The sequence below is a fragment of the Bradyrhizobium sp. SEMIA genome (assembly GCF_014844175.1).
In the GTDB taxonomy this organism is placed as follows: domain Bacteria; phylum Pseudomonadota; class Alphaproteobacteria; order Rhizobiales; family Xanthobacteraceae; genus Bradyrhizobium; species Bradyrhizobium arachidis.
The window spans coordinates 9,289,542-9,306,287 of the sequence record NZ_CP046601.1 but is presented as its reverse complement, the minus strand read 5'-3'; the positions used below and the strand labels follow the sequence as shown (position 1 = coordinate 9,306,287).

General features: G+C 62.3%; 15 protein-coding genes and 1 pseudogene. 4 read left to right on the top strand and 12 right to left on the bottom strand.

Going from position 1 to position 16,746, the window contains the following annotated elements:
- Positions 1-46: 46 nt before the first annotated feature.
- The 11 genes and pseudogenes from trbL to FOM02_RS44605 form a co-directional block, all read right to left on the bottom strand.
- Positions 47-1,266 (bottom strand): annotated as a pseudogene (gene trbL, locus FOM02_RS44655) (P-type conjugative transfer protein TrbL).
- Positions 1,263-1,634, bottom strand: a complete 372-nt coding sequence (trbK-alt, locus tag FOM02_RS44650; RefSeq protein ID WP_265441204.1) for a putative entry exclusion protein TrbK-alt — start codon at positions 1,632-1,634, stop codon at positions 1,263-1,265. Before trbK-alt ends, trbL begins: the two are co-directional and overlap by 4 nt.
- Positions 1,634-2,365, bottom strand: a complete 732-nt coding sequence (gene trbJ / locus FOM02_RS44645) for a P-type conjugative transfer protein TrbJ (protein WP_265441203.1) — start codon at positions 2,363-2,365, stop codon at positions 1,634-1,636. The genes trbK-alt and trbJ overlap by 1 nt, the downstream gene beginning before the upstream one ends.
- On the bottom strand, positions 2,362-4,803 hold the full coding sequence (trbE, locus tag FOM02_RS44640; RefSeq protein ID WP_265441202.1) for a conjugal transfer protein TrbE: 2,442 nt from the start codon (positions 4,801-4,803) through the stop codon (positions 2,362-2,364). The genes trbJ and trbE overlap by 4 nt, the downstream gene beginning before the upstream one ends.
- Positions 4,804-4,813: 10 nt before the next feature.
- A complete protein-coding gene (locus tag FOM02_RS44635; protein ID WP_265441201.1) occupies positions 4,814-5,077 on the bottom strand; it encodes a VirB3 family type IV secretion system protein in 264 nt (87 codons plus the stop codon).
- Positions 5,077-5,400 carry a TrbC/VirB2 family protein gene (locus FOM02_RS44630; RefSeq protein ID WP_179734534.1) on the bottom strand — a complete coding sequence of 108 codons (324 nt, stop codon included), beginning with the start codon at positions 5,398-5,400 and terminating at the stop codon, positions 5,077-5,079. Before FOM02_RS44630 ends, FOM02_RS44635 begins: the two co-directional genes overlap by 1 nt.
- 1 nt (position 5,401) lies before the next feature.
- Positions 5,402-6,316: a P-type conjugative transfer ATPase TrbB gene (gene trbB, locus FOM02_RS44625; RefSeq protein ID WP_265442271.1), complete on the bottom strand. Its 915-nt coding sequence runs from the start codon at positions 6,314-6,316 to the stop codon at positions 5,402-5,404.
- Positions 6,317-6,546: 230 nt separating this feature from the next.
- Positions 6,547-7,875 (bottom strand): MFS transporter, encoded by a 1,329-nt coding sequence (locus FOM02_RS44620; protein ID WP_265441200.1) that lies wholly within the window; start codon positions 7,873-7,875, stop codon positions 6,547-6,549.
- Between the two features lie 132 nt (positions 7,876-8,007).
- Positions 8,008-8,433, bottom strand: a complete 426-nt coding sequence (locus FOM02_RS44615; protein ID WP_265441199.1) for a CopG family transcriptional regulator — start codon at positions 8,431-8,433, stop codon at positions 8,008-8,010.
- A gap of 6 nt (positions 8,434-8,439) precedes the next feature.
- Positions 8,440-10,428 (bottom strand): conjugal transfer protein TraG, encoded by a 1,989-nt coding sequence (locus FOM02_RS44610; RefSeq protein WP_265441198.1) that lies wholly within the window; start codon positions 10,426-10,428, stop codon positions 8,440-8,442.
- A 36-nt stretch (positions 10,429-10,464) separates the two neighbouring features.
- Positions 10,465-12,228: a relaxase/mobilization nuclease domain-containing protein gene (locus FOM02_RS44605; RefSeq protein WP_265441197.1), complete on the bottom strand. Its 1,764-nt coding sequence runs from the start codon at positions 12,226-12,228 to the stop codon at positions 10,465-10,467.
- A 524-nt stretch (positions 12,229-12,752) separates the two neighbouring features.
- On the opposite strand from FOM02_RS44605, the gene FOM02_RS44600 reads away from it, so the two are divergent.
- Entirely contained in the window at positions 12,753-13,778 is a 1,026-nt protein-coding gene (locus FOM02_RS44600; protein ID WP_265441196.1) for a tyrosine-type recombinase/integrase, read from the top strand.
- A gap of 35 nt (positions 13,779-13,813) precedes the next feature.
- Here FOM02_RS44600 and FOM02_RS44595 read toward each other — a convergent pair whose 3' ends face one another.
- Positions 13,814-14,242 (bottom strand): winged helix-turn-helix domain-containing protein, encoded by a 429-nt coding sequence (locus tag FOM02_RS44595; protein ID WP_265441195.1) that lies wholly within the window; start codon positions 14,240-14,242, stop codon positions 13,814-13,816.
- A gap of 398 nt (positions 14,243-14,640) precedes the next feature.
- On the opposite strand from FOM02_RS44595, the gene FOM02_RS44590 reads away from it, so the two are divergent.
- The 3 genes from FOM02_RS44590 (at position 14,641) to FOM02_RS44580 (ending at position 16,407) form a co-directional block, all read left to right on the top strand.
- Positions 14,641-15,021: a helix-turn-helix domain-containing protein gene (locus tag FOM02_RS44590; protein WP_265441194.1), complete on the top strand. Its 381-nt coding sequence runs from the start codon at positions 14,641-14,643 to the stop codon at positions 15,019-15,021.
- Positions 15,022-15,133: 112 nt separating this feature from the next.
- Complete coding sequence (locus FOM02_RS44585; protein ID WP_265441193.1) at positions 15,134-16,105, top strand: hypothetical protein; 972 nt, start codon at positions 15,134-15,136, stop codon at positions 16,103-16,105.
- Positions 16,102-16,407: a hypothetical protein gene (locus FOM02_RS44580; RefSeq protein WP_265441192.1), complete on the top strand. Its 306-nt coding sequence runs from the start codon at positions 16,102-16,104 to the stop codon at positions 16,405-16,407. Before FOM02_RS44585 ends, FOM02_RS44580 begins: the two co-directional genes overlap by 4 nt.
- The last annotated feature ends 339 nt before the right edge of the window (positions 16,408-16,746 follow it).

Below are 16,746 nucleotides of genomic sequence, written 5' to 3'. Positions count from 1 at the left end.
GAAGGGTTTGGGCGCGGCTGTGCGGCAGAGGCGCAGTGGCTGCGTCTCAGCGCTCTCCTTCGGATAAATCGACGGAGGAGCCGCTGCCGCCATGATCGCCGGAGCGGACGGCGTGGCCAGCGGCCGAGGCCCCATGCCGAATGGTCTCGGCGCGCTTCATGCGTCGCGCCCAATCGGGCCGTCCTTCGGCCGAAGTGCTCGCGGCCTGCGCGCCAGCGTCGCCACCTGCGCCGAGCGCAGCAGCTGCGCGACGCAACGGGCTCATTGCAGCCGAGCTACCGCCTCCGTAACGCCAGCAATGCCTCCGCTCCGATACGCTCCACTCATGACAGCGCCGCCACCGCGCGCGGCACCTGCCATCGCGCCGCCAGCGAGACCAGCACCGCCGGCGGCGAGGCCTGCGCCGGCGGCAACAATACCGCCAGCGGCAAGGCCCGTTCCAATCGCCGCACCGGCGCCGAGCTGAGGTCCGCCGGATACCAGGCCATCGGCGATTCCTGGACCGAAGATGCCCAAGCCCAGCAACGAGAGTGCCGCGAGCACCAGAGTCATCGCGTCCTCTATGGTTGGCTGATTGCCGCCAAAGCCGGCGGTGAACTGCGAGAACAGGGTCGATCCAATCCCGACGATGACGGCCAGGACCAAGACCTTGATTCCGGAGGATATGACATTGCCCAGGACCCGTTCTGCTGCGAAGGCGGTTTTGCCAAACAAGCCGAAGGGAATGAGCACGAAGCCGGCGAGCGTCGTGAGCTTGAACTCGATCAGGGTGACGAAGAGCTGGATCGCCAAAATGAAAAAGGCGAGCAGCACCACGACCCAAGCGAACAGGAGAACGACGATCTGGACGAAATTCTCGAAGAAACTGATGTAGCCCATCAGATTGGAGATCGAGTCGAGCAACGGTCGGCCGGCGTCGAGTCCAACTTGAGCGATCTTTCCCGGCCTCAGGAAATCGGATGCGGACAGGCTTGCACCCGATGCTCTCAGTCCAAGGCCGGCGAAGCTTTCGAAGACGATGCGGGCCAGGCTGTTCCAGTTGCCGATGAGGTAGGCAAAGACGCCTACGAAGAGCGTCTTCTTGACGAGCCGCGCGATGATGTCTTCGTCCGGCCCCCAACTCCAGAACAACGCGGCAAGCGTGATGTCGATCGCAGCAAGGGTCGCTGCGAGATACCCGACGTCGCTACCGAGCAATCCGAAACCGTTGTCGATATAACGCGTGAACGTTTCCAGAAACTGGTCAATGATCCCCGTACCCGTCATGGCTTGCTCGCCTCAGGTGTCGCCAAGTTCGGATATCCCTGTGGAATCCGGCTTTGGTCCTTTGGAGCGAGCGCAACGCCAGCGGCGGAATCGTCGTGGCCAGGAGCTGCGGCACTACCTATCTTGCCAAAGAAGCGACGGCGGTTTTCGGCCCAAACGCCCTTACAATGGCGATAATCCGCTGTTTCTTCCGGAGTGACGCCGCGGCAGCGCGCGAGGTCGGAGCTGGTTGCATCGGTCGTCTGCTCCGCCTTCGGTGCCGGCGGAGAATTGTCTCCGCCACGCAGCTGAATCGTGCAGGCAGCGACGGCCACTAGGCCGATCGTCGTAAGCAGCGACAGAGCCTTGAATGCCTTTACGTCGGTCATTAGTGGAACATCTGCACGTTGGATGATTGATAACCCTGCCCAGGTGTCAGGAAGCGCCGAAGTTGTTCTCGCCCCTGATCCTGAGCCGAGGCGCGCTGAGCGGCTTCAAGACTCTGCGCCCGACCTTGCGCCGTCACGACAGCGGTGAGGTCGGCGAGCTGCTGCGCGTTCAGCGCGAGAATCTGATTGCCGGCCTGCGTTGCTTGCAGAGCGCCGCTGGCGCCTTGACTTGATGTTACAAGCGCGGACGTCTGGATGCGGTTGGTGTCGAGGTTGCCAACGATGCCCGCCTGGACGCGAAGCGCGTCTTGTGTTGCCGCGTAAGCATTTTGCCACCGCGATTGAGCGTTGGTGACCAGCAACTGGCTGGATTGGTTGCCAGTGGCCGGCGCGTAGCTTGTCGAGAAGGCATGATCGATCTGCTGGACGTCGTAGGCAATGCGCTGGGCCTGGGCGAGCAATTGCTGGGTGCGCTGGATCGATGATTGCAGTTGCTGCAGCGATGAATACGGCAGGTTTGCCAGGTTCTTCGCCTGATTGATGAGCATCTGCGCCTCGTTCTGCAACGAGGTGATCTGATTGTTGATCTGCTGGAGCTCCCGCGCGGCGGTCAGGACGTTCTGAACATAGTTGTTGGGATCAAAAACGATCCACTGCGCCCGCGCGGGAACAGTGACGCCGAGCATCAGCGCGACCGTGCCAGCGGTCGCCAATAGGCCAAGACGCCTCATAGGGATTTCTCCAGATTGACGAGATTGGGGATCAGGTCGAGGGCCCAGGCGACGCCGCGGTGCTGGAGCCAGGCGGGCACGAAGCCGTCGGCTCCATGTTCGGCGATGAGTTGCGTGATGGCGGCCTGGTCTGTCTTGGAAGAGGCTGCGGTGAATGCGAGCGCAACCTCACCAAGGCCAAGTTCGAACATCCGGTTGCCGCGACGAGACTGGCAATAGTAGTCGCGCTTTGGCGTTGCCCGGCTCAGAAGCTCGATCTGGCGGTCATTGAGGCCGAAGCGGCGGTAGATGGCAGTGATCTGCGGCTCAATCGCCCGTTCGTTCGGCAGCAACAATCGCGTTGGGCAGCTTTCGATGATGGCCGGCGCGATCGCAGATCCATCGATGTCCGAAAGCGACTGGGTGGCGAAGATGACGGACGCGTTCTTTTTCCGAAGGGTCTTCAGCCATTCCCGGAGTTGCCCTGCAAACTCCTCGTCATCGAGGGCAAGCCACCCTTCATCGACAATCAGCAATGTCGGCCGGCCGTCGAGACGATCCCCAATTCGATGGAAGAGGTACGCCAGCACGGCCGGCGCTGCACTCGTTCCGATCAAGCCTTCGGTCTCAAACGCCTGCACCGAGGCCTCGCCAAGGCGCTCGAATTCAGCATCGAGCAAGCGCCCGGAAGGTCCGCCCAGGCAATAGGGTTGCAAGGCGCGTTTCAGAGAGTTCGATTGGAGCAGGACTGACAGGCCCGTCAGGGTCCGCTCCTCCCTCGGCGCCGAAGCGAGAGATGTCAGCGCCGACCAGAGATGATCCTTGACCTCCGGCGTGATCTCGACCTTTTCCCGTGCCAGGATCGCGCCGACCCATTCCGTGGCCCATCCGCGCTCAGTGGGATCATCGATCCAGGCCAGCGGCTGCAGGGCGACGGGTTGTTCACTGCCGTCGGACAATGCGCCGCCGAGATCATGCCAGTCGCCGCCCATGGCAAGCGCGGCCGCCCGGATCGAACCGCCGAAATCGAACGCAAAGACCTGCGAGTTCGGGTAACGACGGAATTGTAGCGCCATCAGAGCGAGCAGGACCGACTTGCCGGCACCTGTCGGCCCTACCACGAGGGTGTGGCCGACGTCGCCGACGTGGAGAGAGAATCGGAAGGGCGTCGATCCATCCGTCTTGCCGAACAGAAGCGGCGGACCCTTGAAGTGCAGATCCCTCGCCTCACCGGCCCAAACGGCCGACATTGGAATCATATGGGCGAGGTTGAGGGTCGAGATCGGCGGCTGCCGCACATTGGCATAGACATGTCCCGGCAGGCTGCCGAGCCAAGCTTCGACGGCGTTCACCGTCTCGATCATGCAGGTGAAATCGCGGCCCTGGATGACCTTCTCGACCAGCCTCAGCTTTTCGTCGGCAGCACTGGGATCGCGATCCCAGACGGTAATGGTTGCCGTGACAAAGGCTTGTCCGATCTGATCGGACCCCAGTTCCTGCAACGCCGCGTCGGCATCAAGCGCTTTGTTGTGGGCGTCGGTATCGAGTAGCGTCTCCGCCTCGTTCGTCATCACCTCTTTGAGGACGGCGCCGATGGACTTTCGCTTGGCAAACCACTGCCGGCGAATCCTGGTCAACAGCTTGGTGGCATCGGTCTTGTCGAGCATGATCGCCCGGGTCGACCAACGATAAGAGAATGGCAGGCGATTCAGCTCATCCAGAATTCCCGGGGTCGTCGCGCCCGGGAAGCCGACAATCGTCAGGACTCGAAGATTAGCTGAGCCCAACATCGGCTCTAGCCCGCCGGTCAGCGGCTGGTCGGCCAACAGCGCATCGATGTACATGGGAATTTCAGGCACGCGAACGCGGTGACGCTTGGTCGAGATCGTCGAGTGCAGGTAGGTCAGCGTGTCCTGATCATCGAGCCAAGCACATTCCGGCATGAACCCTTCAACGAGTTGCAGCACGCGGTTTGTCTGGTCGATAAACCCGCGGAGGACCTCGCGCGCGTCGGCTCCGACGGTGCGATCGCGCCCCTCGTAAAGCAGTTGCTCTGCCCTGGCGGCCCCTTCCTCTGGAGGCAAATAGAGGAAGGTCAGGAAATAGCTGGACTCATAATGGGCACCGGCCTCCTCGAACTGAGCTCTGCGCTCGGCGTCGACCAGTGCGGACGCGACATCCGGGAAGGTGTTCGGAGGATAGGCCCCAGCAAAATGACGCTGCGCCTCAACAAATAAGGCCCAACCAGATCCCAGGCGACGCAAGGCGTTATTCAAGCGCCCCGCGACCGCGACGAGTTCAGCCGGCACTGCGCTATCTAGGTCGGGTCCTCGGAACTTTGCTGTCCGCTGGAAAGAGCCGTCCTTGTTCAGGATGATTCCTTCGTCGACGAGGGCTGCCCAAGGCAGGAAGTCGGCGAGGCGCGCGCTGGAATGGCGATATTCGGCAAGGTTCAACATGACCGAGAACTCAGGTGTTGAGATGTTCGGGAATGCGCAGATGTCGACGCACCACATCGACAAAGGCGGGATCGCGTTTGGCGGCCCAGACCGCGGCCATGTGGCCAATGAACCAGAGGACAAGGCCCGCGATCCAAAGCCGCAATCCGAGCCCAAGGGCTGCCGCAAGCGTGCCATTGACGATCGCGACCGACCGCGGCGCGCCGCCCATCAGGATTGGCTCAGTGAGCGCGCGGTGAACGGGAACGACAAAGCCTGTGACTTGACCATCCATCAGATCACCACGCCGCCGCCGAAGGAGAAGAACGACAGGAAGAAGCTCGAGGCGGCAAATGCGATCGACAGACCGAACACGATCTGGATCAGTCTGCGGAAACCACCTGACGAGTCCCCGAACGCAAGCGTGAGCCCCGTCACGACGATGATGATGACGGCGATGATCTTGGCGACCGGACCTTCAACCGACTGCAATATCTGATTGAGTGGCTGCTCCCACGGCATGTTCGAGCCAGCCGCCCACGCCGGTGCCGACGACAAAAGCACCGCGCCGAAGGCGGCCAACGATGCACCTCGAAGAAAGCGAAATTGCTGACGCATGTCAGTATCCTGCTGATGAAAGGTTGTAATCACCGGCGGCCCCGAGCCCGCTGACGATGGCGAGCTCAGCGAGACGACGGTCAGCGCCGCGACCCGCAAGGACAGCGACGAGGTTGATGGTCTCGGCGATCAGGGCGCGGGGAACCGTGATGACGGCTTCCTGGATGAGTTGCTCGAGCCGCCGCAGCGCGCCGAGCGCGCTACCCGCATGAATGGTGCCGATGCCGCCGGGATGGCCTGTGCCCCATGCCTTGAGCAGATCGAGTGCTTCGGCACCACGAACTTCGCCGACCGGAATGCGGTCAGGACGCAGTCGCAGCGAGGAGCGAACGAGATCCGATAGCGTGGCCACACCATCTTTGGTCCGCAAAGCCACTAGATTGGGCGCTTTGCACTGAAGCTCACGCGTATCTTCGATCAGCACGACCCGATCGGAACTCTTTGCCACCTCAGCCAGGAGCGCATTCGTTAATGTTGTCTTGCCGGTCGATGTCCCACCGGCGACCAGAATGTTCTTCCGTGCGGCGACCGCATCCTGCAGGATCTTGGCCTGCTCCGAGGTCATGATCCCCCTGGCGACGTAATCGTCGAGCGTAAACACGGCGACAGCCGGCTTGCGGATAGCAAAGGCCGGGGCCGCAACGACCGGAGGCAACAGACCTTCGAAGCGCTCGCCGGTCCCGGGCAATTCGGCCGAGACCCGTGGCGAGCCGGCATGCACCTCGGCGCCTACGTGATGCGCGACCAGGCGAACTATGCGCTCGCCATCCGCAGCCGACAGAGTTTCGCCTGTGTCGATCAGGCCATTCGACAACCGGTCGATCCACAGCCGCCCATCCGGGTTGAGCATCACCTCGATGATCGCTTCGTCTTCGAGGTAGCTGGCAATCGCAGAGCCAAGCGCGCTGCGCAGCATCCGCGCACCGCGCGAACTCGCTTCCGATTGAATGGAATGGACTGCCACCGTTCGCCCCCACCGAATGAGAGCGTCCACAGACCGCCCTCAGATGGGGATGATTAAAAAAGGCACCAACGGACTTGGTGCAACAATTGCTTTCAGCGATCGTAGACTGGCGTATAAAAAGAAAGACTGAGAACTTATCTCTGAGGCCTACTCAATCGTATCGGTTCGCTGCGAGTTACTGCTCACCACTCGGCATCATCATCCGCGGGCAGGAAGATGACCGGATCTTCATACAGCCCAACTGACTCGACAGCGTAGGAAACATCAGCCGGATTGAAGAAGAGGATTGAACTCATCCACGAAGCGATGGATCGGCGCCAAGGCAGCGCAAACCAGACCAACGCCGCGATCTGCAGTGCTACGTTCAGACCGAATGCGACTTGATAGGCTCGGACGGAGCTATGACCATCGTTGGCAGGCCATTGCTCCAGGATCAGGCCCGTCGCGTATTGTGCCAGAAATGCCCAACCAAAATGCAAGACGTTCAAGGCGCCATTGGCACGACCGGCAAGCTCCGGCGGGAAGTAGTCCGCTATCACGGCGAAGCTGATGACGGTTGCCGTTCCGACAATTGCGACAACGGACCAGGGCACAATGGACGGCAGAGGCGCTCGCAGGATCAAGGCTAACTCGGCTGCGATAAACAGCACCGCAACCATCGCCAATACCGTCTCCGCCCCGATTCCTCTTCGTTTGATGTAATGGACGGTCATACCGAACAGCCAGGCACCGCCGCTCAAGACGATCGACATTATGAAGAGCTGTCTGACGAGACTTGCGCGATCGACCCCCTCGACGTCTGTCAGCCACGGCGACGCCCACAATCCTTGCAGGGACCAGGACGATCCAACGCACGTCGCCGACAACGGGGCGATTCGCCAGAAGCGCCGATCCCTGAAGACGGAGCTCAGGGTGGTGACCGTTGTTGATGGGGCCACGCTTCGTTCAGGCACCACGAGATAGATGAGAATGGCCGTCGCACCGGTGGCGGCCGCCAGGATCTCAAAGAGCTGCCGCCAGCCCATCCAGGCGAGCAGGTGTTCGACGGGAGTCGTAGCGGTCACCGCTCCTAGCGAGCCGAGCATGACCATGTAGCCGTTCAGCAAGGCAACGCGTTCCCTGGGGAACCAAAGGATGATGGACTTTAGTCCTGCCGTGAGCGCCGCCGCGACACCAAGCCCGATCATTGAGCGCGCAATCAAAAGGGATAGGAAGCCGGTCGATACCGCGAACAGCCCGGCGCCGACTGCTGCGAGCAAAAGCAAAACGCTCTGAACGCGACGCGGACCAAAGCGGTCCAACAAAATGCCGACCGGGATCTGAGCCGCCGCGAACACCAGGAAATACACTGACGTAAGCAACCCGAGGTCGGCAGCCCCAAGCCCAGCATCCGAGATGAGATGACTGGCGATCAAAGCGTTGATCGTTCGAAACAGATATGAAAGATAGTACCCAGCTGCAAAAGGGAGAAAAACGCACGCGATGCGACGCCATGTTGTTGAGATTTGCATGCTGGCTCCTTTGCTCTCAGCTCGCTCGAGCCGATAGCGCGTCCAGCTTTTGTCAGTTCGGCTAAATCGCTGCGGTCGTGGGCTGGCGTAGAAAAAGAAGGACCGGCGCAATGGTCCTTCTACATGGTTCAATCAGGTTTCTTCGGCCGGTTCCTGACGGCGGATATCTTCTGGAATCTCGCGGAGAAAGCTTTGCCCCTTTTGCAAGCGGCGCCCGAGTGCCTCGACAAATCCTTCAAACCGCTCCCGGCCCTTTGCCTGCGCGGCCGCCTGCGCGTCATTGGGTAGCGGCGGCGTGATCGTCAGCCAGAACCGAATGAAGAGCGCCAAGCTTTCGGCCGTCAAACCCACGTCGCGCTCCAGCCTTTGCATCTGACGCGACAGCCGATCGAGGCGCCGGGCGAACGCTGCCTCCCGCCTGTCAGCGCCATCCGGCGATAGAAACGAAGCGACGGCGGCTTCCACGATCGCAGACCGGGAAAGCTTCTTGCGATCGGCAAGTTCAGAGATCTTTTTCAGAAGCTCTGGCGGGAAATAGACGTTCATCCGGTCGCGCATCTTGCCTCAGAGCTCCATACCGTCATTCGGGTCTAGGACTACTTGGCGGGCGACACCGCGCATCTGTTGGCGTATGAGCCGGGACTGACGGACCGCGTCCTCGTCGTCATCAAGAACGGCGGCAAACTCCTCTGCCGGTGTCGGTTCGGTCGTCTCCTTGGCGATCGCGACGTGATCGGGGAGTTCGGGCTCACGACGCAGTCCGCTATTCACCGCGTCTTCCTCGGCGTCGGAACCTTTGTCGGCTGAACCTGATGTCGGCTTCAGCTGCCCCAGCGCTGACCATCCGTCCGTTCGCGACGATCGGCCGGCGCTCGCCGGATCGGGCGGCGGCAGAACCCGCTCGTTGAACCGCCGATCCTCGTAGTAGCGGACCTTCTTCGCCCGGATCGGCGGCGTGCCGGCCACCATGACGATCTGGTCCATCGGCGGAAGCTGCATGATCTCGCCCGGGGTCAGCAGTGGCCTCGCCGTCTCCTGCCGCGAGACCATCAGGTGTCCCAGCCACGGGTTCAACCGATGTCCCGCGTAATTTTTCATCGCACGCATCTCGGTCGCCGTACCGAGCGCATCGGAGACCCGCTTGGCGGTTCGTTCGTCGTTGGTCGCGAAGGAGACGCGGACGTGGCAGTTGTCGAGAATGGCGTTGTTGGGCCCGTAGGCCTTCTCGATCTGATTGAGCGACTGCGCGATCAAGAAACTCTTGATGCCGTACCCAGCCATGAAGGCGAGCGCGGACTCGAAAAAATCGAGCCGCCCCAATGCTGGGAACTCGTCAAGCATCATCAGGATTCGATGCCGGCGGTCGCGGGCGTGCAAGTCCTCGGTCAGGCGCCGGCCAATCTGATTCAGCACCAGGCGGATCAACGGCTTGGTCCGAGAAATATCCGACGGTGGTACCACGAGGTATAGGGTCGTCGGGCGGCTATCTGCGATCAGATCGGCAATCCGCCAGTCGCAGCGCCGGGTCACCTGGGCTACCACGGGATCGCGGTAGAGCCCGAGGAACGACATCGCCGTGGACAGGACGCCGGACCTTTCATTCTCGGATTTGTTGAGGAGCTCGCGCGCGGTCGAGGCGACCACGGGATGAGCCCCCTGCCCATCAAGATGCGCGGTGGTCATCATCGCCTTCAGCGTCGCCTCGATCGGTCGCTTCGGGTCGGACAGGAAGGCGGCGACACCGGCCAGGGTCTTGTCCGCCTCGGCATAGAGGACATGGAGGATGGCGCCGACCAGGAGGGAATGACTGGTCTTCTCCCAATGGTTCCGCTTGTCGAGCGAGCCTTCGGGGTCGACCAGGACGTCGGCCACGTTCTGGACGTCGCGAACCTCCCATTCGCCGCGCCGGACTTCGAGGAGCGGATTGTAAGCTGATGACCTTGGGTCAGTGGGGTCGAACAAAAGTACACGGCCATGTCGCGAGCGAAAGCCTGCAGTCAATTGCCAGTTCTCGCCCTTGATGTCGTGAACGATGGCCGAGCCGGGCCAGGCCAGCAGAGAGGGAACGACAAGACCGACGCCTTTGCCGGACCGAGTTGGTGCAAAACACAGCACGTGCTCCGGTCCGTCATGGCGGAGGTAGTCGCGGTCGAGTTTGCCGAGCACCACACCATCCGGACCAAGAAGTCCGGCCGCTCTCACTTCCTCGAGACCGGCCCAGCGCGCCGACCCGTAGGTCTCGACATTCTTGGCTTCGCGTGCCCGCCACACCGACATGCCGATGGCCACCGCGATCGAAACGAAGGTCCCGGACGCCGCGATGAAAGCCCCCTCGACAAAGACCTGAGGTGCGTAGGCATCAAAGACGAACCACCACCAGAAGAAGATCGGCGGATAGTAAACCTTGAAGCCCGCCAGTTCGAACCAGGGTCGGCCAAGCTCCGGTTGCCAAGCGAGCCGCCAAGCCGTCCACTCGGTTGCGCCCCAGATGGCCAGCAAAACAATCAGGCCGACGACGATCACCTGTCCCCAGAGGATTTTGGCTCCGGACATCGCAAACCCCCTTCCGTAACTGAACTTGAGAAATTGCTAGAGACCCAGGTCGCGCTTGCGACCAAAGCCCCATTCGATGCCACCGCCGTCCTTCACGACGCCGGTGACGTGTTGACCGAGCTTCTTTTCGAGCTCGCGCGACCAAGGGACGAGCTGGAAGCCAAGCCCGTTGTCGATCATGGCGAAGCGTCCCGACGTGAGCGTCAGCCGCTGGCGATACGTGCCCGCCACATGCTTCCCGGAGTCAGGCTTCACATAAGGCAAGCCGGTGTCCGTCGAGACCTTTGTGGCCACCTCGTCCAGTTCGCGCCGGCGCAGCGTGTTCAGGAGGTCGCGCTGGAAGATGATGCGTTGGCCCTGCCGCCGCGCCAGGCCCTCCTCGATCAGATACTCGGTACGGGCTTCCATGGCGTCACGTGTCTCGCGGCCGAATCCACCCATGGCAAGCGGCATAGAGTCGCGTTCGACCAGCCTGTGGTCGAGCCAGGTCGCACCCTTCGCGGTGACCTGCTCGGCAAGATCGAGATCGGAGCGGATCGCCAGCACCACGGTCGGCCGTGGATCGCTGGCTTGACCGAAGCGTCGGACTTCGACGATGCCGCCGGCCGGTGGCGCCTGTTCGAAAGCGTCGATCCCACGGAAACGGACGTGGTGCGCGCGTCCGTCTGTTCCATCGATCACGGCATAGGCCTCACCGGTCAGTTCGTCATTCAATCCACGGTCGACCAGCCGTCCGATAATTTGGGACGTCGGCTGCCCGCCTTCAATGACGAAGTCGGCAACGCCGCGCGCTTCCCCACGCTCGGTAAAGGCGCGGTGCATGGTCTTGATGATGTCGCCGCGCATGCCGAGATCGCGCAAGCTGCGCTCGGCTTCGAGCCCAACCATCCATTCCCCAGGTAGCTCGGATGCGGCAAGGCCCATCTTCTCCAGGTGCTGAAGGCGGCCGACCATCAGGCGCCGGATCTCGGGATCGGACTTGCCGGGATTCTCTGGGCGAAGATCGATAGAGCCGGTCTCATCGGCCGCCAGCCGGATTTCCCGATCGAGCCGCGTCCATCGGTCCGCCGTGACTTCCTTCTCCAGCGCATTGCGGATCTCGTGCTCCGGCTTTGGGCCTAGTTCGATGGCAACCAGTTCCTCGGCGCGCGAGCGCAGACCCTGGCTGATGTAGTCGCGGGAGATCACGAGATCCGCCCCCTGCCCATCTACGCCCCGAACGAGAAAATGGACGTGAGGATTATCGGTATTCCAGTGATCGACAGCCACCCAATCGAGCCGCGTGCCGAGATCGGTCTCCATCTGTCTGGCGAGGTCGCGGGTGAAGGCCTTCAGGTCTGTCATCTCGCCGGCGTCCTCGGGCGAGACGATGAACCTGAAATGATGACGGTCGTCCTTGCAGCGTTCCGCGAAAGCCGCGCTATCGGCGCGGTCGCTGCCGGCATCGAACATCTCTGCCCGCTCGCCGCTCTGCGCCACGCCCTCGCGTTTCAGATACGAGAGATGGGCCGTCAGCGGCGCTGAGCGGAATGCTCGTCCTTTGTGCCGGACAACACGTGCCTTCACCACGACGCGCCGCTTCGGGCTGAACAACCGGCTGCGGCTGAACGCAAGCCGGCCGCGGCCAAACGTCGAGCGCCCATAAGCAGTGGAACGCGTGCCAACCGCAGACTGACTAGAGGTGTGCCCGGCCTTCTTCGCGGCACGTAGCACCTGGTTGATAAAGCTCTTCGGCTTCGGCGCACGGGTGCTGCGAATGCGCCCGGGCCGAATACGCAGATCACTGTCGCCCACGCTCATGGCAGAGCCTCCCAACGATCCGAAGCGCACACGGTGCCGAAAACGCCTTTGATTACCTTCGTGAAAATGCAAGGCGCGGCACGCGCCGCGACCGACCGGCACGCCAGAACCCAAGCCATGCCAATGGCTTGCGGTTCGACCGGCGAGCCCCTTTTATCTCGCCTTCCTAATCGGGCGTTCAAAGTCAACTCATTCCTACGCTTTTCTTCGACTCTTCGCACTTCAGCCATTGCAGACTCCCTGCATCGACAACGCACACACGTCACCACATCGCGCTCGCGATCAGCATTCACCAGGCGGGGTCCATGCGTTCCTTCGCGTTCAGCACTTTGGCCGTCGCATGCTCTTCATCAGGTTCGTAAACAGGGCTGTCCAAGCAGTCTGGCGCTCTCATCACGTAGATGGCAGCAGGCAAGAGATAGCGGACATTCCCCGTTTCGCGGCCCCGCCAGGGGACGCGCGCGCCGCGGGGGTCTCGGTTCCAGCAGGCGTTCGACGAGTACGCCGACTACTGCACCGAGCTGGTGGACCGGCGCTGGGGCCGGGTGCCCCGCAAGGAGACGTTCGACAAGAATATCCGGTACGCCTTCACCCGCCCCCTGGAATGGTGGGGCAAGCGACCGGTGTGCGAGATCACCAGCAGTGACATCAACGAGCTGTACAAGGCCATCGTCGCCGAAGGCAAACCGGCGCAGGCCAACAACGTGCGCGGCCAGCTGGGCACCTTCTTCGTCTGGGCCATGCACGATGACCGCGAGTACGTCACCGCCAACCCCTGCACCAAGATGCTGGAGGACGACATCGCCGTCGAGAAGGCGGACATCGAGGACGGGCGCGTGCTCACCGCCGACGAGCTGCGCACGTTCTGGTTCGGCCTCGACCGCAAGGTCTGCCCCGGGAGCCGCCTCGCCCGGCTGGCGCTGAAGCTGTCACTGGTCACCCTTCTGCGCACGGGCGAGTGCGTGAAGATCGAGCGCGGCTACGTCACGGCGGAAAGCGTCACCCTCCCGCTCCGCATCGTGAAGAGCCGCCGGTCAAAGAAGGCGCGCCCGGTCGTGCAGCCGCTCAACGCTCTGGCGCGGGAAATCTTGGGTGAGGTGTTCACGATAGGCGATCCGAACCGCCGCTGGGCCTTCCCCGGCAAGGACGAGCGCGAGGGCGAGCACATGACCCAGCAGGGGCTGGGCCGCCTCATGGCGCGCCGGACCACGCACAAGGGCCATCAGGGCGAAGGCATCTGCGAGTATCTCGGCCTCGTCAATGTCACGCCGCACGATCTGCGTCGCACCGCCGCCTGCATCCTTGAGCAGCTTGGCTATGACGACAAGACGATTGGCAAGGTGATGACACACAAGACCGCCGACAAGGAGGCCGCACCCGTCACCCGCGAGCGCTATCTCGTGCCGGTGCAGATCATCGCACGCCCGGTTGACGTGCGCGTCAAGGCGCTCGACGATCTCGACGCCGCCCTGCGCGAGATACTCGGGCTGCCAAAGGCCGGCACCAAGACCCTGCCACCAACGACAAAGCGGCTCCCCAAAGCTGCCTGACGTGCAATAGCCCCGCCGCCCGGCGGGGCTATTCGTTACGGCTTCATCTGGTCGTTGAGCAGCGGACGCAGCCGCGTCAATTCGGCGAGGCATCGCGCCACCACGCCCGTGACCTCATCGACGAAGGCGCGCGACTGCATCAGCTCGTCGAGCCCGTCGAAATTCGAGACATAGCGGCGCCGCTCCAGCCGGATCACGCCCTGCTCCGCGAGCCGCTCCAGATGCCGCACGACGTTGCTGCGGGGCATCTTGAGCTGGCGCGCGATCTCGCTGGTAATCAACGGCGTGCCGTCGGCGGTCGCGACCGACACCAGCATCGACACCATCATCAGCTCCAGCGCGGCGCCGAAATTGTTCGGCGTCATTTCCTCGTACCGCCGCATCCACGCGAGGCCGCACACCTCGATGAGCATGCGATTGACAGCCACCCCGAAGGCAGCAAACCGCAGGTTGTCTTTCTTCATGATCCTCTTTTCACCAATCTGGTGAAATCACCAATTTGGCGACGGTTGTACGAACCTCGGTCGCATTGCGCAGTGAGTTCGCCATGCGATAGACGCCTCCTTCAAGCGCATCGGGCAAAACTTGCAAACTATATTTTATGTAAGGTACTGCGACGTTTTTGCATGGGCGGTGTCACGCACAATTTGCGCGCGCCAATCGCTGCACTTTATAGGCTACGCGAGTGGCCAAACTTCAGCCATATTGCGACAAACAAAAGATGTTCGCACTAAGTACGCATCATTGACTCTTGTCGGAATCTAGGATGAGTTTTCCGACCTCGCCGGAGTTGAAAAGCAAGCAGCGAGATTGCGCAAATGCAAATGTTGCGCACGTAATCACGACAGGAGACCGGGAAGGAATGCCGAAGAGGAAGCGGGCCGCGAAGGGGCCGACGAAAATCGTTGTTGATCACGAGCGCGAATACGGCACCCGCCTGCGGCTGGCGCGCGTCGCGAAGAACATGAGCCAGGAGCAGCTCGGCAGCATGTTCGACCTCTCCTTCCAGCAGATACAGAAATACGAAAAGGGCACCAACCGCATGGCCGGCTCGCGCATCGTGCAGTTCAGCAAGGCGCTCGGCACCACGCCGCACCAGCTGCTGGGCTGGCACGAGACCCAGAGCGCGGCGATCATCGACGCCGAGGTCTACAAGATGGCGCAGGTGTTCATGCAAATTCCCGCGCTGCTGCGCCCGCTGGTGCTCAAGCTGCTCAACGGCATCGTGGAGCTGGTGAAGTGAGCAGAGTGTTCGCATGAAGGCGACGAGGGGCCGATCAACGAGCTGTTCGCTTTGATTTCGAACGACGACAAGGGCACCGCAAGTACAGCCACTGAAGAAGGAGCTAACAACCATGGCCTATTCCAATGAGCTGACCGAGATCGCGATCAACGAGCTGAAGGCGCACGGCATCAAGCCGCATCTGCGCGACACCAATGGGGGCCATATCGAGATCGCGTGGCAGGTGGTGCCCGAAAAGGAGGTTCGCAAGATCATCGTCGCCAAGACCACCAGCGACTGGCGCTCGCGCATGAACACCCGCGCCGACGTGCGCCGGCTGCTGCGGGCCGACAACGTCTCGCTGAAGATGTCGCAGGACAAGCCGAAGAAGCCGGCGCAGCTGCAGGCCGAGAAAGCGATGTCGCTGCCGCAGCCCGACGTGCTGCCGATTCCCGATCAGGTGGCCGCGATGCGCGGCGAAATGGCCGACCTCACCGAGCTGGTCGTGCGCCTCGTCAAGATGGTCGGCAACGTGCGCGACAACATCGCGGCCTACGTGCCGAAACCTGCGCAGGTCAAACCGGCCCCCACCTCCTCACGCAGCGTCAAGCTGGTCGAGTACCTCTCGCATGACCGCTGGGTCAACATCGACACCCTGCCGCGCGACACCGGCCTCGCCGCCGCGCAGATCAGGCTGAAACTGCAATATCTGAAGACCCACGGCGAGATCGAGCTGTTCAGAGGACAGGTCAGGCTGAAGCCGCCGAAGACGAGCGAGCCGAGCGAGCCGCCGAAGAAGAAGCTTCACTGGAAGACCGCGCAGAAGCTGGCGCGGGAGGCCGCAGCAGCGAAGGATGCAAAACATGGGACGACGGCCAAGGGCGCACTTCGTGCCGCTGTGTCCCTCGATCCCGCTCGTGCCGCTCGCGCAGTTTTCGGAGATGCGGCTCACGGAGGAGCAATGGGCGAAGGCGTGGTCGCTGTGCGGCCCAAGCATCGAGCGAAACATGAACGGACCAAGGCCGCTTGCGCTCTGGAAGGTGATCGCGCCGGCATATCTGGAGGGGCTGCAGCACGGGGCCGCAATCACGAGGCAGCCGCATGACTGAGCACACCAAGGACAAGCTGGCCGCCGCCCTGCGCGAGGTCGGCCTCGACGACATGGCCAACAAGGCCGCCACTGGCTACTACCACGACTTCCTGTCGCCGCTCGATCTGCCCGAGGTGACGCTGATGCAGCATCTGCGCGAGGCCGCCAGTGGAGACGGCGTGCGCCGTGCCGCCATCCTGGCGCTGCGTGGTCGGGTGATGGACGGAGACTTCGACGCGACAGCGGCCGAGAGCGAGGAGTGGGCGCAGAGCCCCGAGGGACTGGAGGCATTCCGGCGGCTGCTGGGGCCGAGCTGACGATGCCGAGGAGCTGTCCCATGTTGTGGCTGGGCCTTGGCCTTGGCTGCATGCTTGGCGCGACGCCGAGGGCAGCATCGTCGCGATCTGCGCCATGGGGCAGAAGAGTGACTGAAAAGCAAAAAGGCCCTGTGCCTGAGGGCACAGGGGCAGCTCGTTGCGCGGGAGTCGTTCCAAATTATTTCGTTTGCCATTTGCCATATCACCAGCGACCGGCGCCGGATGCATGGTGAGCTTGGGCTGGCGGATACGACGGCCTCAACTTAGCCCACCAGCGAGTTGGGGCCGCCTTTTTGCGACGACGGCGTCGTTCATCGCGGGCTGGAAGATCGGCCGGAG

What these genes read in the sequence shown, in the direction of transcription:
- FOM02_RS44620 (WP_265441200.1), bottom strand. Translation starts at nt 7,875, where the DNA reads ATGCAAATCTCAACAACATGGCGTCGCATCGCGTGCGTTTTTCTCCCT.
- FOM02_RS44590 (WP_265441194.1), top strand. Translation starts at nt 14,641, where the DNA reads ATGCCGAAGAGGAAGCGGGCCGCGAAGGGGCCGACGAAAATCGTTGTT.
- FOM02_RS44595 (WP_265441195.1), bottom strand. Translation starts at nt 14,242, where the DNA reads ATGAAGAAAGACAACCTGCGGTTTGCTGCCTTCGGGGTGGCTGTCAAT.
- FOM02_RS44610 (WP_265441198.1), bottom strand. Translation starts at nt 10,428, where the DNA reads ATGTCCGGAGCCAAAATCCTCTGGGGACAGGTGATCGTCGTCGGCCTG.
- trbB (WP_265442271.1), bottom strand. Translation starts at nt 6,316, where the DNA reads ATGCTGCGCAGCGCGCTTGGCTCTGCGATTGCCAGCTACCTCGAAGAC.
- FOM02_RS44585 (WP_265441193.1), top strand. Translation starts at nt 15,134, where the DNA reads ATGGCCTATTCCAATGAGCTGACCGAGATCGCGATCAACGAGCTGAAG.
- FOM02_RS44580 (WP_265441192.1), top strand. Translation starts at nt 16,102, where the DNA reads ATGACTGAGCACACCAAGGACAAGCTGGCCGCCGCCCTGCGCGAGGTC.
- FOM02_RS44635 (WP_265441201.1), bottom strand. Translation starts at nt 5,077, where the DNA reads ATGGATGGTCAAGTCACAGGCTTTGTCGTTCCCGTTCACCGCGCGCTC.
- FOM02_RS44615 (WP_265441199.1), bottom strand. Translation starts at nt 8,433, where the DNA reads ATGCGCGACCGGATGAACGTCTATTTCCCGCCAGAGCTTCTGAAAAAG.
- trbK-alt (WP_265441204.1), bottom strand. Translation starts at nt 1,634, where the DNA reads ATGACCGACGTAAAGGCATTCAAGGCTCTGTCGCTGCTTACGACGATC.
- FOM02_RS44630 (WP_179734534.1), bottom strand. Translation starts at nt 5,400, where the DNA reads ATGCGTCAGCAATTTCGCTTTCTTCGAGGTGCATCGTTGGCCGCCTTC.
- trbJ (WP_265441203.1), bottom strand. Translation starts at nt 2,365, where the DNA reads ATGAGGCGTCTTGGCCTATTGGCGACCGCTGGCACGGTCGCGCTGATG.
- FOM02_RS44605 (WP_265441197.1), bottom strand. Translation starts at nt 12,228, where the DNA reads ATGAGCGTGGGCGACAGTGATCTGCGTATTCGGCCCGGGCGCATTCGC.
- trbE (WP_265441202.1), bottom strand. Translation starts at nt 4,803, where the DNA reads ATGTTGAACCTTGCCGAATATCGCCATTCCAGCGCGCGCCTCGCCGAC.